Origin of the sequence: Pedosphaera parvula Ellin514, assembly GCF_000172555.1 — a bacterium.
In the GTDB taxonomy this organism is placed as follows: Bacteria; Verrucomicrobiota; Verrucomicrobiia; order Limisphaerales; family Pedosphaeraceae; genus Pedosphaera.
Window position 1 is genome coordinate 15246 of record NZ_ABOX02000030.1, and the last position, 16169, is coordinate 31414.

The window sequence follows — 16169 nt, forward strand, 5'->3', positions numbered from 1 at the left end:
GAGCATAAGCTTTTGTGGTTTATTGCATAGGAATGCCGATGTCATCTTCACCCAGCCAAAGCGCGGAAGATTATTTGGAGCGCATCCATGAGCTCATCGAGGAGAAGGGCTATGCCCGGGTCGTCGACATAGCCTCGTCCTTGAAGGTCAAGCAGGCTTCCGTCACCAGCATGGTGCAGAAGTTGGGCGAGCTCGGTTATCTGAAATATGAAAAATATCGCGGCTTGATTCTGACCGATAAAGGCCGTGAAGTGGCCTGCAAAATCCAAAACCGCCACGAAACTCTCTCCCGTTTCTTTTCGCTCTTTGGCCTGGATGCTGAAACCCAGAAACAGGACATTGAAGGGATCGAGCACCATCTCAGCCCCGAGACGGTGGAGATGCTGGCAGACCTCGCCCAATTCTTCGAGGATGATCCCCAAATGCTCCGCATGTTTCGGCAGTTCCGCAGTGCGGCTAAACGCAAGGCTGGTTAAAAGACCCGTTTCGCAAACTTCAGTCTGTTGAAACCAGGGGCGCCTCCGCTCACCTCTCCCGCTTCTCCAGCGCACGCTCGATTCTACGGTCGGGAACAAACCACATCACGGCCACCAGCACGTATAGTGCGTCAGCCAACCATTGGTTAACGAATGCAAGACCGATGGCGAGGCTATAAAAAACGATCGAGAGCTTTCCTTTGCGGTCACGACCGAGTGCGCCGACCAACAGGGAGCCACGTCCCTGCTTGGCAATGATGGCGCGTTGCAGGATGAAATAAGCAATGGCAGACATCAGCAGCACGAAGCCGTAGAGTGCGGTGGGCAGCGCAGCAAAGTGGTTCTCGCCCATCCAGCCTGTGACGAAGGGCACGAGTGATTGCCAGAAAAGCAGGTGGAGATTCGCCCACATGATCGGTCCATTAACCTGCTGGGTGGCGTGGAGCAGATGATGGTGATTGTTCCAGTAAATGCCGACATAGACGAAGCTCAACACATAGCTTAGAAAAACCGGCAGCAACGGTCGGAGCGCAGAGAAGTCAGCACCGTGCGGCACCTTCATTTCCAGCACCATGATGGTGATGATGATGGCGATTACTCCGTCACTGAACGCTTCCAGCCGATTTTTCTGCATGAACTCGTAGTTAAGGGAACAACCCGCGCATCTTCTTCGCCTCACGGACGCGACTGACGCCCAAGCTCAACGCAGCCTGCCGCATGGACATCGTCTGCTTGCGGCTGAGATGCAAAGTTTGCGTGAAAGCGGTTTCCAAAATGCGGAACAATTTGTCCACCACTTCGGTTTCGGTCCAGAAGAAGCTCTGCAGGTCTTGCACCCACTCAAAGTAGGAAACAATCACGCCACCGGAATTACAGAGAATGTCTGGAATGATAAAGATTTCCTCGCGTTGATCCAAAATGACGTCGGCCTCGGGCGTGGTGGGGCCATTGGCCGCCTCGGCGAGGATGCGACATTGAATTTTGGCCGCATTCTTCTCGGTGATTTGACGTTCCAGCGCAGCAGGAACAAGGATGTCACAGGGCGTGGTCAATAATTGCTCGTTGGAAATCGGATCGGCTTCAGGGAAGCCGGCAACGGTATTATGCTCGGCCAGGTAGGTTTCCAATTTCCGCAGGTCGATTCCCTTCGCATTGTAAAGGCCGCCATTTACATCGCTGAGAGCAATGACTTTCGCTCCATATTTGGCGAGGGAATAGGCAGTGACAGAACCGACGTTGCCGAATCCTTGAACCACGGCAGTGCATTTGGTGATGTCGAGATTGACGGTATCGGTCGCACGATTCACGAGATAGGCGACTCCGCGACCGGTCGCTTCGCGCCGCCCAACTGAGCCTCCCAGATTAACAGGCTTTCCAGTGACGATGCTGGGAACCGTGTAACCCATGTGCATGGAATAACTGTCCATCATCCAGGCCATGACCTGCTCGTTCGTGCCCATGTCGGGCGCCATGATATCCACCTGCGGCCCGATAAAGGGAATCATCTCTTGCGTGTACCGGCGGGTAAGGCGTTCCAATTCCTTATTGGAAAGCTTGCGCGTATCAACTGCGATGCCACCTTTGGCACCGCCATAAGGCAGGCCGGTAAGAGCGCATTTCCAACTCATCCACATGGCCAAAGCCGCGACTTCACCGAGGGTAACATCGGGATGGTATCGCAAGCCTCCCTTGGTGGGGCCGAGGGTGAGATGATGTTGAACGCGGTAACCTTCAAAAACCTGAACCGAGCCGTCATCGCGATGGATCGGCAGGGCCACGGTCATGGAACGCTTGGGATATTTCAAGCGGTCGCGTTCGTCATGAGATATTTGCAGGCGGTCTGCCACCAGGTCGAACTGCTGGCAGGCCATCCGAAATACAGGATGGTCGTAGATTTGCACGGGCCAAAGATAGCCGCACGCCCAGGGTAAGTGAATAGTGAAATTAGTAGAAGAAACTCAAGCCGAGGAATTCCTATTCACTAATCGCGAATCAGCCGTTAAGTTGGTTGAATGTCAGAGACGCTGGTCGTAAACGAGATTTATTTGAGCCTGCAGGGCGAAAGCACCTTTGCGGGGCTGCCTTGCATTTTTGTTCGGCTTACAGCCTGCAACCTGCGTTGTTCCTATTGTGATACCGCCTACGCCTTTACTGAAGGTGCGAAGCAGGGGATGGCCGAAATGTTGGCTGAAATCAGGACATTGGCCGCTTCTTATTCCCAAACTGTGGGCGGTCATAAAATGCCCTTGATCGAACTCACCGGTGGAGAACCGTTGCTACAGCCCAATTCACTGCCGCTGATGAAAACCCTCTGCGATGAGGGTTTTACCGTGTTGATCGAAACGAGTGGCGCGCATGATATTTCCAAGATAGATTCACGGGTTCGGCGTATTATGGATTTGAAATGTCCCAGCAGCGGGGAAGTGCTGCGCAATCGCCGGGAGAATTTGCGTTATCTCAAGAATTCAGATGAAATTAAGTTTGTGATTGGCACCGAACAGGATTATGAGTGGGCCAAACAGCAGATTGTCGAACACAAGCTGGATGCCATTTGTCCGCTGCTCTTCTCATGGGTGCAGCCCTTGACCCCGGAACAGCAGGACAAAGCTTTGAAAAAAGTGCCGGCGGGGCAAACGCCAATCACACGGCTGCAACTAGTGGAGAGGATTATCGCGGATGCGCTGCCAGTGCGTTTCCAGTTGCAGATGCACAAAATCATTTGGTCTCCGGACCAGCGAGGGGTTTAGGGTGAAGCAAACGAAAAAAATTCTAAATGAATTGCGCGCTTATGAATCGCGCAATGTCACTTTCATGGAGTCGGATGGTTCCTGGCCCATCGTCTGGGAAAGGGCAAAAGGGGTTCACGTTTGGGACGTGGAAGGCAGGAAATATCTCGATTTGACCGCGGCGTTCGGAGTAGCCGCCGCCGGGCATGCCAATCCGCGAGTCGTCAGGGCAGGCCAAAGGCAGATGGGCAAGCTGCTACACGCCATGGGTGATGTGCATCCACACCCGCTTAAGGCGCAATTGGCACGTCAATTGAGCTTGTTGACCTTTGAACGGTGGACGAGAAGCAGGCGCGTGAGTTCGACCGGAAAGGTGATTTTTTGCAATTCCGGCTTTGAGGCTGTCGAAGCAGCATTAAAAACCGCTGTGCTCGCGACCAGCAAGCCTGGGGTGATTGCGTTTCAAAAGGGTTATCATGGACTCGGCTATGGCGCGTTGAATGCCACACATCGCGATCATTTCCGCTGGCCGTTTCGTTCACAACTTTCTGGTTTTGGTAATTTCGTTGAGTTTCCCACCAGGCCAGAACAGTTGAAGAAAGTTGAGCGGGCGATCTGCGAGCTGATGCGGGCCAAGGAAATTGGCGCCATTGTAATTGAACCGATCCAGGCACGCGGTGGAATCAACGTCCCTCCGCCCAGGTTTCTCAATCTGCTGCGCGATCTATGCGATGAGTTTGGGGCATTACTTATTTTGGATGAGGTTTATACCGGATTTGGTCGGACAGGGAAGTGGTTTGCCTGCGAGCATTGGAATACCATTCCTGATCTTATATGTCTTGGCAAAGCCATGAGCGGAGGCTTTCCAATTTCAGCCTGCGTGGGCCGTGCCGACTTGATGGATGCCGCCTGGCCGGTCTCGAGTGGAGAGGCGATTCATACGAGCACGTTCCTTGGTCACCCGGTCGGCTGCGCCATGGCACTGGCGCAAATTGAAGAGATCCGGAAACAGGGGCTCGTAAAAAGAAGCGAGCAGTTGGGTAATTATCTCTTGAAGATGTTGCGCGGTAAAATTAAAAATCCCCAATTTGAAATCAATGTGCGCGGCATGGGTTTGATGGTTGGGGTTGATCTATGCCTGGCCGAAGGTGTGCCAGCCACGATCGTGTCGCTGCGGATCATCAAGGAAATGCTCCATCGCGGCTTCGTCATGCTCCCGGAAGGAGAGCATGCCAATGTGATCAGTTTTACGCCCCCGTTGACCATCACGCGGGAACAGCTCGCAGAAACAGTGAAGGCGCTGCAATCTCTTTTGAGCCACGAGAAGACTTCATGAAGCTTACGGAAATGAAACAGATCCTGGCCTCGGGCCAGATTCAATTGACCAAGTCGCTCGGGCAAAACTTCCTGCATGACCAGAATCAATTGCGTCGCATCGCGGATGGGGCGGAGCTTTCCAAAAGCGACAAAGTCCTGGAGATCGGCCCGGGTTTGGGGCCGCTCACTGAACTGCTGATTGAGCGGGCGGGAGAAGTTCTCGCCATCGAGAAGGACAGGCGGTTGGTGGATTTCCTTGAGAAGCGTTACGCAAATACCGCCGGTTTTACTCTCCTTCACCAGGACGCTCTCGAATATATTCGGCGTGAGCCGCAGGATTGGAGCAGTTGGAAACTTGTAGCCAATCTTCCTTACTCGGTTGCTTCACCAATATTGGTTGACCTGGCACAGTCAAAGGGTTGCCCGCGGATGATGGTGGTCACGTTGCAGTTGGAAGTCGCGCGCCGGCTCGTGGCGCAAACCGACGATGATGATTATGGTGTGCTGTCATTGCTGATCCAGCTCTACTACGAGCCGCAGGGCCATTTCAAAATTCCCTCTGACTGTTTCTTTCCTGCGCCCGATGTTGATTCCGCATGCGTGGTCCTGAAGCGCCGTGAGCAACCATTGCTGACTTCGGAGTTGAATGATGCATTCGCGCGGTTGGTGAAGCTGGCCTTGTCGCAGAGACGAAAAATGATGCTGAAGCTCCTCAAACAGAACTGGCCAGTCGAGAAGTTGACGGCTGCTTTTGAAGAACTCCAGCTTTCGCCGCAGATCAGGGCGGAGAAAGTTTCATTGGAGCAGTTTGTTCGATTAACTCAAATTCTTGACGGGAGCTCCACGACCTGAGTGAAAGAGATCTACATCAGCACTGACGTCGAAACCGATGGCCCAATTCCCGGGCCGCATTCGATGTTGAGTTTCGGTTCGGCGGCTTATCGGCCGGACAAAACTCTGGTGGATACTTTTAGCGCGAACCTCGAAACCTTGCCGGGGGCAGAAGGCGCGCCGGAGACAATGAACTGGTGGAAAACGCAACCCGATGCCTGGGCCGCTTGTCGCAAGGATTTGCAATCTCCGGAAGTGGCCATGAAGAACTACGTGGCGTGGATCAAGCAATTGCCGGGAAAGCCTGTTTTCGTTGCCTATCCTGCGGGGTTCGATTTTCTCTTCGTGTACTGGTATTTGATTCGCTTCGCCGGGGAGAGTCCGTTTTCACATTCAGCCATCGATATAAAGACCTATGCCATGGCGATGCTAAAAACAGGATATCGCGATTCCACAAAGCGACAGATGCCAAGGCATTGGTTCGACAAGTTGCCGCACACACATTGTGCATTGGACGACGCCATTGAACAGGGAGCGTTGTTCTGTAATATGTTGGCGGAAAATTTAAAGTCTGGAACAAAGCAGAAATAATGAACGGGCCTTAACTCAAGACGTTGCGGCCAAGCTTTAACTGAAAGGAAAAATGGGTCTGGGACAAAGAGCAGATGAGATTTTTGATGTAGTGAATGAATTTGATGAAGTCGTTGGCCGGGAAAAGCGGGGCGAGGTTCATCGTTTAGGCTTGCGCCATCGCGCCGTGCATGTGCTGGTGTTTAATTCACGAGGTGAAGTTTTCCTGCAAAAGCGGTCCATGAAAAAGGATACGTTTCCCGGCGTTTGGGATTCTTCATCCTCCGGTCATCTGGATTCCGGGGAAGATTACGACTCTTGCGCAGTGAGGGAGTTGTGGGAAGAGATTGGTTTAAAGCTGGATAATGCTCCGGCCCGCCTGTTCAAGATCAGCGCCTGTCTGGAAACAGGCGAGGAATTCGTCTGGGTTTATCATTGCGAGGCAGAAGGGCCTTTTAACCTTCACCCGGACGAAATTGAAGAGGGGAGATGGTTTGCGCCTCAAGCGGTAAACCGCTGGCTGGCAGAGCGCCCGCAGGATTTCGCCCGGGCGTTTTTGCTAATCTGGTCGAAGGCGGCTCCGACTCTGGCAAAAGGCGCTGAATAGCCTCGCCGCCAGCCGAGTGTTGGCGTTAGTGGCGGAAGATGGAGTCCTTGGGCCGGTCTACAAAATGTAACAGATTGCCTTCACCATCCCGGAAAAAGAGCACCCTTCCACCACCGGCAGCAGGTTTAATCTGCTCTGTGAAGATCACTCCTTTTTTCTCCAACTCGGACTTGGCTTGTTCAATCGACTCAACCTGTAGAGCCAAATGTCGAAAACCCGCCAACGTATTGTGGCCGGTTACAGGGTTGACAGACTCACACTGATAAATTTCCAGCATGAGCCCACCGGGAAATTGCACGAAAAAGGCTGGAGGTATCTGGCCGCTTTCGAAAACGACTTTTGCTCCCAGTACGTTCACGTACCAATCTTTAAGTTGTGTCGGATTGCTGGCAGGCAAGCCCAAATGTTCAACTGTTCTAATCATTTTTTTAGAAATTAATGGAAATCCCCGCGGGAAGCACCACAATAAAAGTGTGTCGCAAGCGATCATGCCATGATGTGCCTGCGCTTGACGCATGGTTATACGTCCGTTACGTTGCGCCACTGAATCAATGAGAGATAATAATATGCAAAATTTTCTTGTTCCAATGGTGGTCGAGCAGACCGGGCGGGGCGAACGTGGGTATGACATTTATTCCCGGTTGCTGGTGGACCGCATTGTGTTTTTGGGTACGCCAGTGGATGACATGGTGGCCAACCTGATTATTGCACAGTTGCTGTTCCTGCAAATGAGCGACCCCAAGAAGGACATTCATCTTTATATCAATTCTCCCGGTGGCAGTGTGACTGCCGGCCTGGCGATTTATGATACCATGCAATTCCTGACCTGCGATGTGAATACCTATTGCATCGGCCAGGCAGCGAGCATGGGCGCCGTCCTGCTCTGTGGCGGCACCAAAGGCAAGCGTTATGCGCTGCCGAACGCCAATATCATGATCCACCAGGTTCTGGGCGGTGCTGAAGGCCAGGCCAGCGATGTGGAGATCCGCGTCAAGTATATGTTGCGCCTTAAGCAGCGCTTGAATGGTATTATTTCAAAGCATACCGGCAAACCGATTGAACAAGTGGAAAAGGATTGTGATCGCGATAATTTCATGACCTCTGATGAGGCAAAAGCCTATGGTCTCGTGGATGAAGTGGTGCAATCCCGCAAGGAGATTCACACCCTGGTGGCTGGACAGGTTGATAAAAAGGACTAGTTCTCATGGCGCGGCCGACCAATATTACGTTGTGCAGCTTTTGCGGGAAGTCTCATGCGGAAGTCAAGAAGCTGATTGCTGGACCAGGTGTTTACATCTGTGACAACTGCGTAGTCCTCTGCAAAAGCGTGCTCGACAAGGAAATGTCGGCACAGGCGAAAAAAGCCAGGCCCCAGTTTAACATTCCCAAGCCAATCGATATCAAGCGCCAGCTTGACCGGCATTGTATTGGCCAGGATCACGCCAAGAAAACCCTGGCCGTCGCAGTTCATAATCATTACAAACGCATTCTGCACGAACCCGGCGCTCAGGCGAATGAAACCGAAGGTGCTGAGGACTTAGCCGCCGATCGCCACGCCGAGGTGGAGATTGAAAAAAGCAACATCCTGATGGTCGGCCCAACCGGTTCCGGCAAGACATTGCTTGCCCGCACCCTGGCTCAAATCCTGGACGTTCCTTTTGCGATAGCTGATGCCACCACGTTGACCGAAGCTGGTTATGTGGGCGAAGACGTGGAAAATATTATCCTGCGTCTGCTGCAAAATGCGGATTACGACGTGAAACGCGCGCAACGCGGCATTGTTTACATCGACGAGATTGACAAGATCGCCCGCAAGACGGAGAACGTTTCGATCACGAGGGATGTTTCCGGCGAGGGAGTGCAACAGGCTTTGCTGAAGATTTTGGAAGGCACCATTTGCAATGTTCCTCCGCAAGGTGGGCGCAAGCATCCACAACAGGAATACATCCGCGTGGATACCAGCCATATCCTTTTCATTTGTGGCGGAGCGTTCGTGGGTTTGGAGAAGGTCATTCACCGCCGCCTCGGCAAGCATGTCATGGGTTTTAACGCGGTGGAGCAGGGACATAAGGCAGCTTCAGTGGATCGCCTGCAAATTTTGCAGCATATTGAACCGGAAGATTTGTTATCCTTCGGCTTCATTCCTGAATTCATCGGCCGCCTGCCCATGATGACCGTGCTCTCCGAGCTTACGGAAGATCAACTGGTCTCCATTCTTACAGACCCCAAGAACGCACTGGTGAAACAGTTTGGAAAACTTCTGGCAATGGAGGGTGTGGAGCTGGAATTCTCCGAGGATGCTTTGCGGGAATTGTCCTTTCAGGCTCTCAAAAAGGGGACTGGCGCGCGCGCGTTGCGTGGTCTGCTGGAAAGAATCATGCTCGATGTGATGTACGATATCCCCGGCAGTGATGACGTGCTTTCCGTGACGATCACCAGGCCTGTCGTGCGCAACGAGAGCAAGCCCCTCATCCGTCGCAAGCAGGACCAGGCGGCAGCCTGATCCCAATCAACAGCGACTCTACAGGCTGAGAAATTTCAGCACCTGCAACTCATCCCTGAACTCGATGAGTATCCAGTTTTGATTGGCTTCGGCTCTCATGCCGGGTTTGGTCTGAAAATAATTCCACATGATTTTGCCGTTGGACGGGTCCAGGCGATAGAAGTTGTAATGGTAATCTGGGCCCTCTTCCAGGCGCAACGCAACCATCATGGTTGAAACCTTGCCGATGTAGATGTATTTGCCGGAAATCAGGAGTTGCTCGCCGATTTTGACGACTTCCCAAAGTTTTTTGCCCGTCTTCGGATCCACCTTCAACATCACACTTTCCGGCCTGTTCTTGAGATTAACCTGCTTGGAGTATTGGATTGAGTCCGGGCTGGCCGTTGTGCTCGTCAGGTAAATATTTCCTTTCTCATCGAGCTGAATCTTGGAAATTCCCACACTGGTCAGGCGCCAGCGCACTGCGCCGTTCGCCAAATCGAAGCACGTGAGCATGCCTTGATCTGCAAAATAGACGGCATCGCCGGTTTCAATGGCCGGAGCCTGGGAATCTCCGCCAAACTCGAAATCATATCCGTAATGCGACCCGGCGGAATACGTCAGCTTGGCGTCCCAAAGCTTTTTATTATTCTTATCCAAAACCACGAGCGATTTCCCCGCCGCGACCACATCCACGGTCTTTAACGGGAAAATAGTTGGTGCTCCCACGACCTCGCCCGTCCAATCCGGCGTGCCTTTTGCCAGCCAACGATGCACCGTAACCTGATAACGGCTCACATCCTCCTGCACGCTGCTGCCGCCATTTTCGCGTTGCATATCATTCAGCAACTCCTCCGATGCATCCAGGCTCTGGGAAGCGGTCATATTGCCACTATCCAGAATGGATTTCTTTTTGGCTTTCATGGCCTCATGCACTTCAACCTTATGTTCCAAAAGCTTCACCTTCATTTCGGCCACGTTCGCGCCGGCCGAAATAAAGTTGTTTTGCGCGTACGGGCTGAAATCAAAATTCTCATCCAGAGCACTGGCCGTTGTTTGTGTCGTAGTTGGGGTGACCGCCTTCCTGGCAACCACACCCGTTACTTTGTTGGTTTTCGAACCGGCGCCTGTTTTCGCGGTTGCAGCCGTGGCACTGGCTGGCTGTGCCTTCGCCGGAGAGAGATCAACCTCTTCCGTTTGCATGGTGCCACTCGGCAATGAAATTTGGGTCAACACCCGATGCATTCGATCCGGCATCGAAACTGCCAGTATCCCATTCTCATCATGACTGAGATGAATGACTTCGGATTTGAGGTCGACATCCGGTTTCGCACTGCCGGTCTGGCGATCAAAGCGCGCGATGCGGTTATTAAACAGTATCCAAATGTCGGTTTCTGTCGGAATCACTTCCTTAATGTTGAATTCATCACGATAAGAAAAGCTCAGGTCATCATCCGATGAACTGCTGTTTTCTTCGGCAGTGGGCACCTTTTTCTTGACGATTTCCGCCGCTGCCTCCGCCTTCATCAATTCCGGATCAGAAGTGCGGATTTTATTATTGCTGTTCGTTTTTCCGGCTGGTTTCGGCCGCGGAGCGGGCACGCTGGCTTCAGTATTGAGTGGTGTGGCCCACAATTGCTTCTGCTGCGCCACATCGAAAAGACTGATTTGCTTTTCTTTAATCGAGAGCAATTGTCCCGGTCCAATCAACTTGTAATATCCCCGTGGTTGCTTTTGGACAAACGCAACCGAATAAACCTTCTTCGGCATGGAGCCAAACCACTCATACCAAATCCATCCGCCCAAGAGCAGCAACAGCACGCCCACGATGGCATAGGCAATCAGGCGCGCTTTTCCGCTCTCCTTTGCCTGCACCGCACTGCGTTGCTGGGCGTAAACAGGAATACTCATCTTCTTCGAGTTCGCCTGGTTGCGACAATAGACGGAGCAAACGTAGCCGAACATCTCCATGCATTTTAAGCACATCGGCTTGCCGCAAACGCGACACGTCTCCACCGGATCATCCGTGGGATGTTTCGGGCATTTGTTCGCGGCAACTGCCGGGGCCGAAGCCGCTGCCGTCGCTGCCGGAGCGGCATGACTCACCGCCGGTTTGGAAATGCGCAATCCCCCTTGCGACGGAGCGGGTGGTGTCGGTGCTGCGGGTACAGCCGCTGCTGTCGCCGGACTGGCTGCTGGAATCGCGGGCTGTGCAGAAATGGCAGGCACAGGCGCTGAACTCGATTGTGCCGTTGGCAGGCTGGGAATTTTAATCGCGGGAATGCCGGGGTTGGCAGAAGCAGCGGGCGTGGCAGGTGCCGGTTTCGCTGCTGCGAGTTGCTGCTTGATCACCTCGTTTGCCAACCCGGTCGCATCGGAATTGCAGCTGGGACAATTGATCGGCACCGGCATCCGTTCATTGACCGGTTCGACCTCAAATTCAAAACGCGTTCCGCACGTGCACTGGACTTTTACTTTCATGGCTAGGGTTTGGGATTGAGCAAAACAACTCCAGGCGCATTCGTCAACGTAAAGGCGGACTGCGCCGGGCTCGATTGCACATTGCCATCACAAAACATCACGTTGCCGCCGTATTTATTGTGATTCGCTCCGGGCGGTTTTCCATCCGCGGAAAACAAAGGTTGACCCGGCAACTTCGAGTTTGTGTTCACCTGCCGGTCAGACATCAGCGGTTGATCGGCTCCATCCTTGCTGGTATGACCCATGTAATAGGCATAGCTGATCTTGCGATCAATGAACGGTTGCGCATCGGGCAATGGCTTGTCCTTGGTGCCCGGGCAGGTGAAATACTCCGTGCCCGTCGTCGAACGCGGCACCAACTGGCTCAGCGGAGCCTCGGAGGTTTGCGCATTGACCAGCGTGGGAAATTTATCGTTGTTGTCCATGCTGTAGGTTTTCAAGCCCACATACGTATTCATCAAGTTCTTCTCACACGCCGCGATCTGCTTCATCTGATAAGACTTCGAACCCCCGCTGAAGTAGAGCGTGAACATGATGATGATGATGACCATCACGATGAGCAATTCCAACAGCGAGAAGCCGCGATCTCGCCCTTTAAAAGAGGCGCGTCTGTTTCGTTCTGTGCACATGGGATGTAAGCTCATTCTCATTATGCGCCAGAAGAAAAGGCGTGGCAACTCTTTACCGCGCTACACGCCAATATCTTCGTTCCAAAGCTCCGGACGCGCCGCGATGAAATCCCGCATCAGCTTGATGCACTCCTCGTTCTGCAAAATCTCCACCTTCACCCCTTGCGACCGCACATAAGCCTCCGGCCCTTGGAAAGTCACATTCTCACCCACGATTACATGCGGGATTTTGTAGAGCAACGCCGCCCCACTGCACATGGGGCAGGGGGACAGCGTCGAATACAACGTGCACTTCTGATAAACCGAAGCCTTCTGCCGCCCCGAATTCTCCAGACAATTCATCTCGGCGTGGTGAATCACGCTGCCGTGCTGGACGCGCTGATTGTGGCCGCGCCCGATGATCTTGCCTTCATACACCAGCACCGAGCCAATCGGAATCCCGCCCGCCGCCAGACCCTTTTTGGCTTCCTCAATTGCTGCCTGGAGAAATGTATCCATAGTTAAGTTTTATATCGCCGCTGCGATGGCATCGCCCATTTCGGTCGTGCCAACCTTGCGGGCATTCGTTTCACTCGCGCTGAAAATATCACCAGTGCGCAGGCCGTCCGAAATGACCTTGCCCACCGCGTTTTCAATCGCCAACGCCGCGTCATTCAAGTTGAAGGTGTAACGCAGCATCAACGCTGTCGACAAAATCTGCGCAATCGGATTCGCCAGATTCTTCCCGGCAATGTCCGGTGCCGTGCCACCTGCTGGCTCGTAAAAACCAAACTGCCCTGTGCTCCCTGCCGAACCCAAGCTTGCGCTCGGCAACATCCCCAGCGAACCACCCAATGCCGCCGCCTCATCGCTCAGGATGTCGCCGAACATGTTCTCGCACAACATCACATCGAACTGCGTCGGCTTCAGCACCAATTGCATCGCGCCGTTATCGACGAACATATGTTCCAGTTGGACATCCGGATATTCCTTCGCCACCGTGGTTACCACATCTCGCCAGAGCACTCCGTTTTCCAGCACATTCGCCTTGTCGATGCTCGTTACTTTCTTGCGACGCAGCCGCGCCGTCTTGAACGCCACATGCGCAATCCGCTCAATCTCCGGCGTCGTATACACCATCGTATCGATCGCGCGCAGGATCGTCGCCTTGCTCGCCCCCGCCGAAATCTGCTCCGTCTTCTTCGGTTGCCCGAAATACATCCCGCCCGTCAACTCCCGCACCACCAAAATATCAATGCCTGTTCCTTGACGTTCCTTCGCCAGCGGACACGCGTGCGACAATTCCTTCGGCAATTTCACTGGCCGCAAATTCGCGAACAGGCTGAATTCCTTCCGCAACCGCAGCAACGCCGCCCGCTCCGGACGTTCCTCCTTCGGAATCGTCGGATCACGATCCGGCAATCCCACCGAGCCGAACAGGATGCAATCCGATTCCTTGCACAGCTTCAACGTCGCATCCGGCAACGCCTTCCCCGCCGCATCGATGCCCGCCCAACCCACCGGCGCCTCCGTGATGTTAATCGTCAGCGCGAACTTCTTCTCCACCGCGCGCAATACCTTGATTGCTTCCCGCATCACTTCCGGCCCGATACCATCGCCCGCGAGGGCGGCAATTTTCAAAGTCTTAGAACTCATATTTGTGCGGAAGACTACGGCTCTCCCCGTTTCCCGAAAAGCAGATTTTCTCCCAGCCCCTTCGGCCCTCATTCGCAATTCGAAATTCGCCCTCCGAGATTTTCCTGACCTTCCGATACCTACCGATGGCTTCCGATACCTTCCGAACCCCCTAACACGTATCAATTTCCCAGTGCGACCAAAGACCAGCGCCTCAGAACGGTCCCCCGACCAATTCGTATCCCACCAGCTTGTAATCGCTGAGTTCATTCAAAAATCCAAAATCAAAATCCAAAAATAAAAAAGATGTCCCGTTAACTCACGTTAGCTCCCGATAACTCCCGTTAACTCACGGTTTGCGAATGGAACACCCTGCGCTGCCCCACCCAGATGCCCTCCTCCCCACGCGAACACTTGAACGGGGAGAGGATGTCCGGAGGACCGGTGAGGGGCTTCCTAACTTGATCACTGAGGACTTCAATCACCATGCATCCTCCAAAATAACTTTAATTGTTGTCTGCCGTTAAACTCTCCATTCAAAACTCGAAATTCTTTTGTCCCCTCCACAATAACAAAGGGGTTGGACATACGCTGTCCAGCCCCCTCAACAATCTTTCATTGTCCACCAACCACTTACAAAATGATCGCGAAAATAAGTGTTCCCTTACTCAAGAAAACTATCCCGAAAGGCCCCTGTAATCTCCAAACACAGAAGCCTCTGATGCAGCTGGATTCTATTTCCTTAGTCGGAAGTACCGCTCTCCTCCCGCCGTCGGCACCGTTACCCGGATCAACCCATTATTCGTCGTGCTTGTGTAACTCAACGACGCAAACGATTGGCTCAGATTTGGCGTGGCTTCCAAAACGTAATCCCATGCCACCAGTGGCCATGACAATTGCACTGCATTTGGCCCTGGGATCAACATCAACGCTGGCATCCCTGTCGCCAACTTTGCCACGAAGACGTCGCTCCCACCCACGCTCAACCGATTAATGGTATCAAACGAAGCACTGCCGGTGAAACGACCGGTCAGATACAATCCGCCGATCGCATCATGCGTTATATTCCGGCCATAATCCGCGGAAATGCTTCCTGCCTGCTTCACCCAAAGCAAGTCACCCCCTCCGCTATACTTGGCTACGAAGATATCTGTCGAGGAACCACCTGCGGCACCCAGATGATTCGTGCCAAAAGTCGCCGAACCTGTAAACCATCCGGTCACCACCGCATTTCCATCCGGATCAACTGTCAGATCATAACCCTCATCATCGCCCGTACCGCCACCCTGTCGAATCCAGAGCAGATTGCCCGATGGATCAAACTTCGCCAGGTACATGTCCATTGAACCGCTGCTGATGAGTTGTGTTCCGGAGAAAGTCGCCGTTCCACTGAAATAGCCGGTCACAAAACTATTGCCGGACTTATCCGTCGCCACCGCCCAGCCCCAATCACTGCCTGTTCCACCACCGCTTCGAGCCCACAACACGTTTCCTGAGCTGTCATACTTCGTCACGAACAGATCATGACTGCCGTTGCTTACCAGCATGGTGGTCCCAAAAGTGATCGAGTCATCAAAATATCCAGTCACGAATAGATTTCCCACACCATCTCGCGCAAGGCCGTACGCTTCACTATAAAAGCCGGGATCGCCACTATGCTTGGCCCAGATGAAATTGCCCGCGCTATCGTACTTCGCGAGAAGAGTATCTCCACTACCCACCGGGTTGATAGTGTTGCTGTTGAAGGTTATAGGATGCTGAAATGCTCCAGCCAAATAAACACCCCCACTCTCATCCAATACGATCCTGCGCGCGAATTCATACCCAGTCCCACTTGCCTGCCTGGCCCAGAGAACATTTCCCGCGCCGTCATACTTAGCCAGGAACAAATTCTGAGTGCCCAAACTGGTCAAAGTATTTGTTCCGAAAGTGGCTGTTCCCCCAAATCGTCCTGCCACATATACATTGTTGCCGGTGCCATCCGCCGCCACGGCATAAGCCGCGTCCGTTGATGCTCCGCCTGCCTGTCTGGCCCAAAGAGCATTTCCAGCATTATCAAACTTGGCCACGCAAACATCCAAACCGCCCTGCGTGTTCAGGTTGGTCCCCGCCAGTGTCATGCTACCGCTAAAATAACCGGCTACATAAATGTTTCCTGCCTTGTCCACATCCAAACCAAATGCATCGTCATCAGTTGCAGCTCCGAAACTTTTCGCCCAGTCAAAGCCTGGATTGATCTGCGCCGATGCGAGCGATGCCGCCGCCATCAGGGCACAACCTGCCCATGCCGACATCTTGATTGTAAATTTCCTCATACCTCTTTGTTGGTTGAATGTTCGCTTTGAAACTCCGCCATCCCCACAGACAATGGAACTTCAAGGCCCGCTATTCATACGCCTCTTCCTCCCCGCCTACAATTAAAAATACTTCATCCTT

General features: G+C 53.2%; 16 protein-coding genes. 8 read left to right on the forward strand and 8 right to left on the reverse strand.

Annotated features, from left to right (window positions below; all coding sequences use genetic code 11):
- Positions 1-38: 38 nt before the first annotated feature.
- Positions 39-476, forward strand: a complete 438-nt coding sequence (mntR, locus tag CFLAV_RS20240) for a transcriptional regulator MntR (RefSeq protein ID WP_007416683.1) — start codon at positions 39-41, stop codon at positions 474-476.
- Between the two features lie 49 nt (positions 477-525).
- Here the strand turns inward: mntR and CFLAV_RS20245 are convergent, their stop codons facing one another.
- Positions 526-1110: a TMEM175 family protein gene (locus tag CFLAV_RS20245; RefSeq protein WP_007416684.1), complete on the reverse strand. Its 585-nt coding sequence runs from the start codon at positions 1108-1110 to the stop codon at positions 526-528.
- A gap of 10 nt (positions 1111-1120) precedes the next feature.
- Positions 1121-2347: a Glu/Leu/Phe/Val family dehydrogenase gene (locus CFLAV_RS20250; RefSeq protein ID WP_007416685.1), complete on the reverse strand. Its 1227-nt coding sequence runs from the start codon at positions 2345-2347 to the stop codon at positions 1121-1123.
- Positions 2348-2488: 141 nt separating this feature from the next.
- Between CFLAV_RS20250 and CFLAV_RS20255 the strand changes: the two genes are divergently transcribed.
- From CFLAV_RS20255 to CFLAV_RS20275, 5 genes are read left to right on the forward strand one after another with little or no spacing between them, the layout of a single operon-like run.
- On the forward strand, positions 2489-3223 hold the full coding sequence (locus CFLAV_RS20255) for a radical SAM protein (RefSeq protein WP_007416686.1): 735 nt from the start codon (positions 2489-2491) through the stop codon (positions 3221-3223).
- Between the two features lies 1 nt (position 3224).
- A complete protein-coding gene (locus tag CFLAV_RS20260) occupies positions 3225-4538 on the forward strand; it encodes an aspartate aminotransferase family protein (RefSeq protein ID WP_007416687.1) in 1314 nt (437 codons plus the stop codon).
- 11 nt (positions 4539-4549) lie between these two features.
- Positions 4550-5371 (forward strand): 16S rRNA (adenine(1518)-N(6)/adenine(1519)-N(6))-dimethyltransferase RsmA, encoded by an 822-nt coding sequence (gene rsmA, locus CFLAV_RS20265; RefSeq protein WP_202796929.1) that lies wholly within the window; start codon positions 4550-4552, stop codon positions 5369-5371.
- Complete coding sequence (locus tag CFLAV_RS20270; RefSeq protein ID WP_007416689.1) at positions 5372-5941, forward strand: 3'-5' exonuclease family protein; 570 nt, start codon at positions 5372-5374, stop codon at positions 5939-5941.
- Between the two features lie 52 nt (positions 5942-5993).
- Positions 5994-6527, forward strand: coding sequence for an NUDIX hydrolase (locus CFLAV_RS20275; protein ID WP_007416690.1), 534 nt, complete (start codon positions 5994-5996; stop codon positions 6525-6527).
- 25 nt (positions 6528-6552) lie between these two features.
- On the opposite strand, the gene CFLAV_RS20280 is transcribed toward CFLAV_RS20275, so the two are convergent.
- Complete coding sequence (locus tag CFLAV_RS20280; RefSeq protein WP_007416691.1) at positions 6553-6951, reverse strand: VOC family protein; 399 nt, start codon at positions 6949-6951, stop codon at positions 6553-6555.
- Positions 6952-7093: 142 nt separating this feature from the next.
- On the opposite strand from CFLAV_RS20280, the gene clpP reads away from it, so the two are divergent.
- Both clpP and clpX read left to right on the forward strand, forming a co-directional pair.
- Positions 7094-7726 (forward strand): ATP-dependent Clp endopeptidase proteolytic subunit ClpP, encoded by a 633-nt coding sequence (gene clpP / locus CFLAV_RS20285; RefSeq protein ID WP_237712431.1) that lies wholly within the window; start codon positions 7094-7096, stop codon positions 7724-7726.
- Positions 7727-7731: 5 nt separating this feature from the next.
- Positions 7732-9030: an ATP-dependent Clp protease ATP-binding subunit ClpX gene (clpX, locus tag CFLAV_RS20290; protein WP_007416693.1), complete on the forward strand. Its 1299-nt coding sequence runs from the start codon at positions 7732-7734 to the stop codon at positions 9028-9030.
- 18 nt (positions 9031-9048) lie between these two features.
- Here the strand turns inward: clpX and CFLAV_RS20295 are convergent, their stop codons facing one another.
- The 5 genes from CFLAV_RS20295 to CFLAV_RS20315 form a co-directional block, all read right to left on the reverse strand.
- Positions 9049-11490 (reverse strand): outer membrane protein assembly factor BamB family protein, encoded by a 2442-nt coding sequence (locus CFLAV_RS20295; RefSeq protein WP_007416694.1) that lies wholly within the window; start codon positions 11488-11490, stop codon positions 9049-9051.
- Between the two features lie 2 nt (positions 11491-11492).
- Positions 11493-12119, reverse strand: a complete 627-nt coding sequence (locus CFLAV_RS20300) for a prepilin-type N-terminal cleavage/methylation domain-containing protein (protein ID WP_040549584.1) — start codon at positions 12117-12119, stop codon at positions 11493-11495.
- Positions 12120-12179: 60 nt separating this feature from the next.
- Positions 12180-12617, reverse strand: coding sequence for a nucleoside deaminase (locus CFLAV_RS20305; protein WP_007416696.1), 438 nt, complete (start codon positions 12615-12617; stop codon positions 12180-12182).
- A gap of 9 nt (positions 12618-12626) precedes the next feature.
- Positions 12627-13754: a 3-isopropylmalate dehydrogenase gene (leuB, locus tag CFLAV_RS20310; protein WP_040549586.1), complete on the reverse strand. Its 1128-nt coding sequence runs from the start codon at positions 13752-13754 to the stop codon at positions 12627-12629.
- Positions 13755-14467: 713 nt separating this feature from the next.
- Complete coding sequence (locus CFLAV_RS20315) at positions 14468-16048, reverse strand: NHL repeat-containing protein (RefSeq protein ID WP_007416699.1); 1581 nt, start codon at positions 16046-16048, stop codon at positions 14468-14470.
- Positions 16049-16169: the final 121 nt, after the last annotated feature.

What these genes read in the sequence shown, in the direction of transcription:
- CFLAV_RS20245 (WP_007416684.1), bottom strand. Translation starts at nt 1,110, where the DNA reads ATGCAGAAAAATCGGCTGGAAGCGTTCAGTGACGGAGTAATCGCCATC.
- CFLAV_RS20275 (WP_007416690.1), top strand. Translation starts at nt 5,994, where the DNA reads ATGGGTCTGGGACAAAGAGCAGATGAGATTTTTGATGTAGTGAATGAA.
- leuB (WP_040549586.1), bottom strand. Translation starts at nt 13,754, where the DNA reads ATGAGTTCTAAGACTTTGAAAATTGCCGCCCTCGCGGGCGATGGTATC.
- CFLAV_RS20255 (WP_007416686.1), top strand. Translation starts at nt 2,489, where the DNA reads ATGTCAGAGACGCTGGTCGTAAACGAGATTTATTTGAGCCTGCAGGGC.
- CFLAV_RS20300 (WP_040549584.1), bottom strand. Translation starts at nt 12,119, where the DNA reads ATGTGCACAGAACGAAACAGACGCGCCTCTTTTAAAGGGCGAGATCGC.
- CFLAV_RS20250 (WP_007416685.1), bottom strand. Translation starts at nt 2,347, where the DNA reads ATGGCCTGCCAGCAGTTCGACCTGGTGGCAGACCGCCTGCAAATATCT.
- clpP (WP_237712431.1), top strand. Translation starts at nt 7,094, where the DNA reads ATGCAAAATTTTCTTGTTCCAATGGTGGTCGAGCAGACCGGGCGGGGC.
- CFLAV_RS20315 (WP_007416699.1), bottom strand. Translation starts at nt 16,048, where the DNA reads ATGAGGAAATTTACAATCAAGATGTCGGCATGGGCAGGTTGTGCCCTG.
- CFLAV_RS20295 (WP_007416694.1), bottom strand. Translation starts at nt 11,490, where the DNA reads ATGAAAGTAAAAGTCCAGTGCACGTGCGGAACGCGTTTTGAATTTGAG.
- CFLAV_RS20305 (WP_007416696.1), bottom strand. Translation starts at nt 12,617, where the DNA reads ATGGATACATTTCTCCAGGCAGCAATTGAGGAAGCCAAAAAGGGTCTG.
- mntR (WP_007416683.1), top strand. Translation starts at nt 39, where the DNA reads ATGTCATCTTCACCCAGCCAAAGCGCGGAAGATTATTTGGAGCGCATC.
- CFLAV_RS20280 (WP_007416691.1), bottom strand. Translation starts at nt 6,951, where the DNA reads ATGATTAGAACAGTTGAACATTTGGGCTTGCCTGCCAGCAATCCGACA.
- clpX (WP_007416693.1), top strand. Translation starts at nt 7,732, where the DNA reads ATGGCGCGGCCGACCAATATTACGTTGTGCAGCTTTTGCGGGAAGTCT.
- rsmA (WP_202796929.1), top strand. Translation starts at nt 4,550, where the DNA reads ATGAAACAGATCCTGGCCTCGGGCCAGATTCAATTGACCAAGTCGCTC.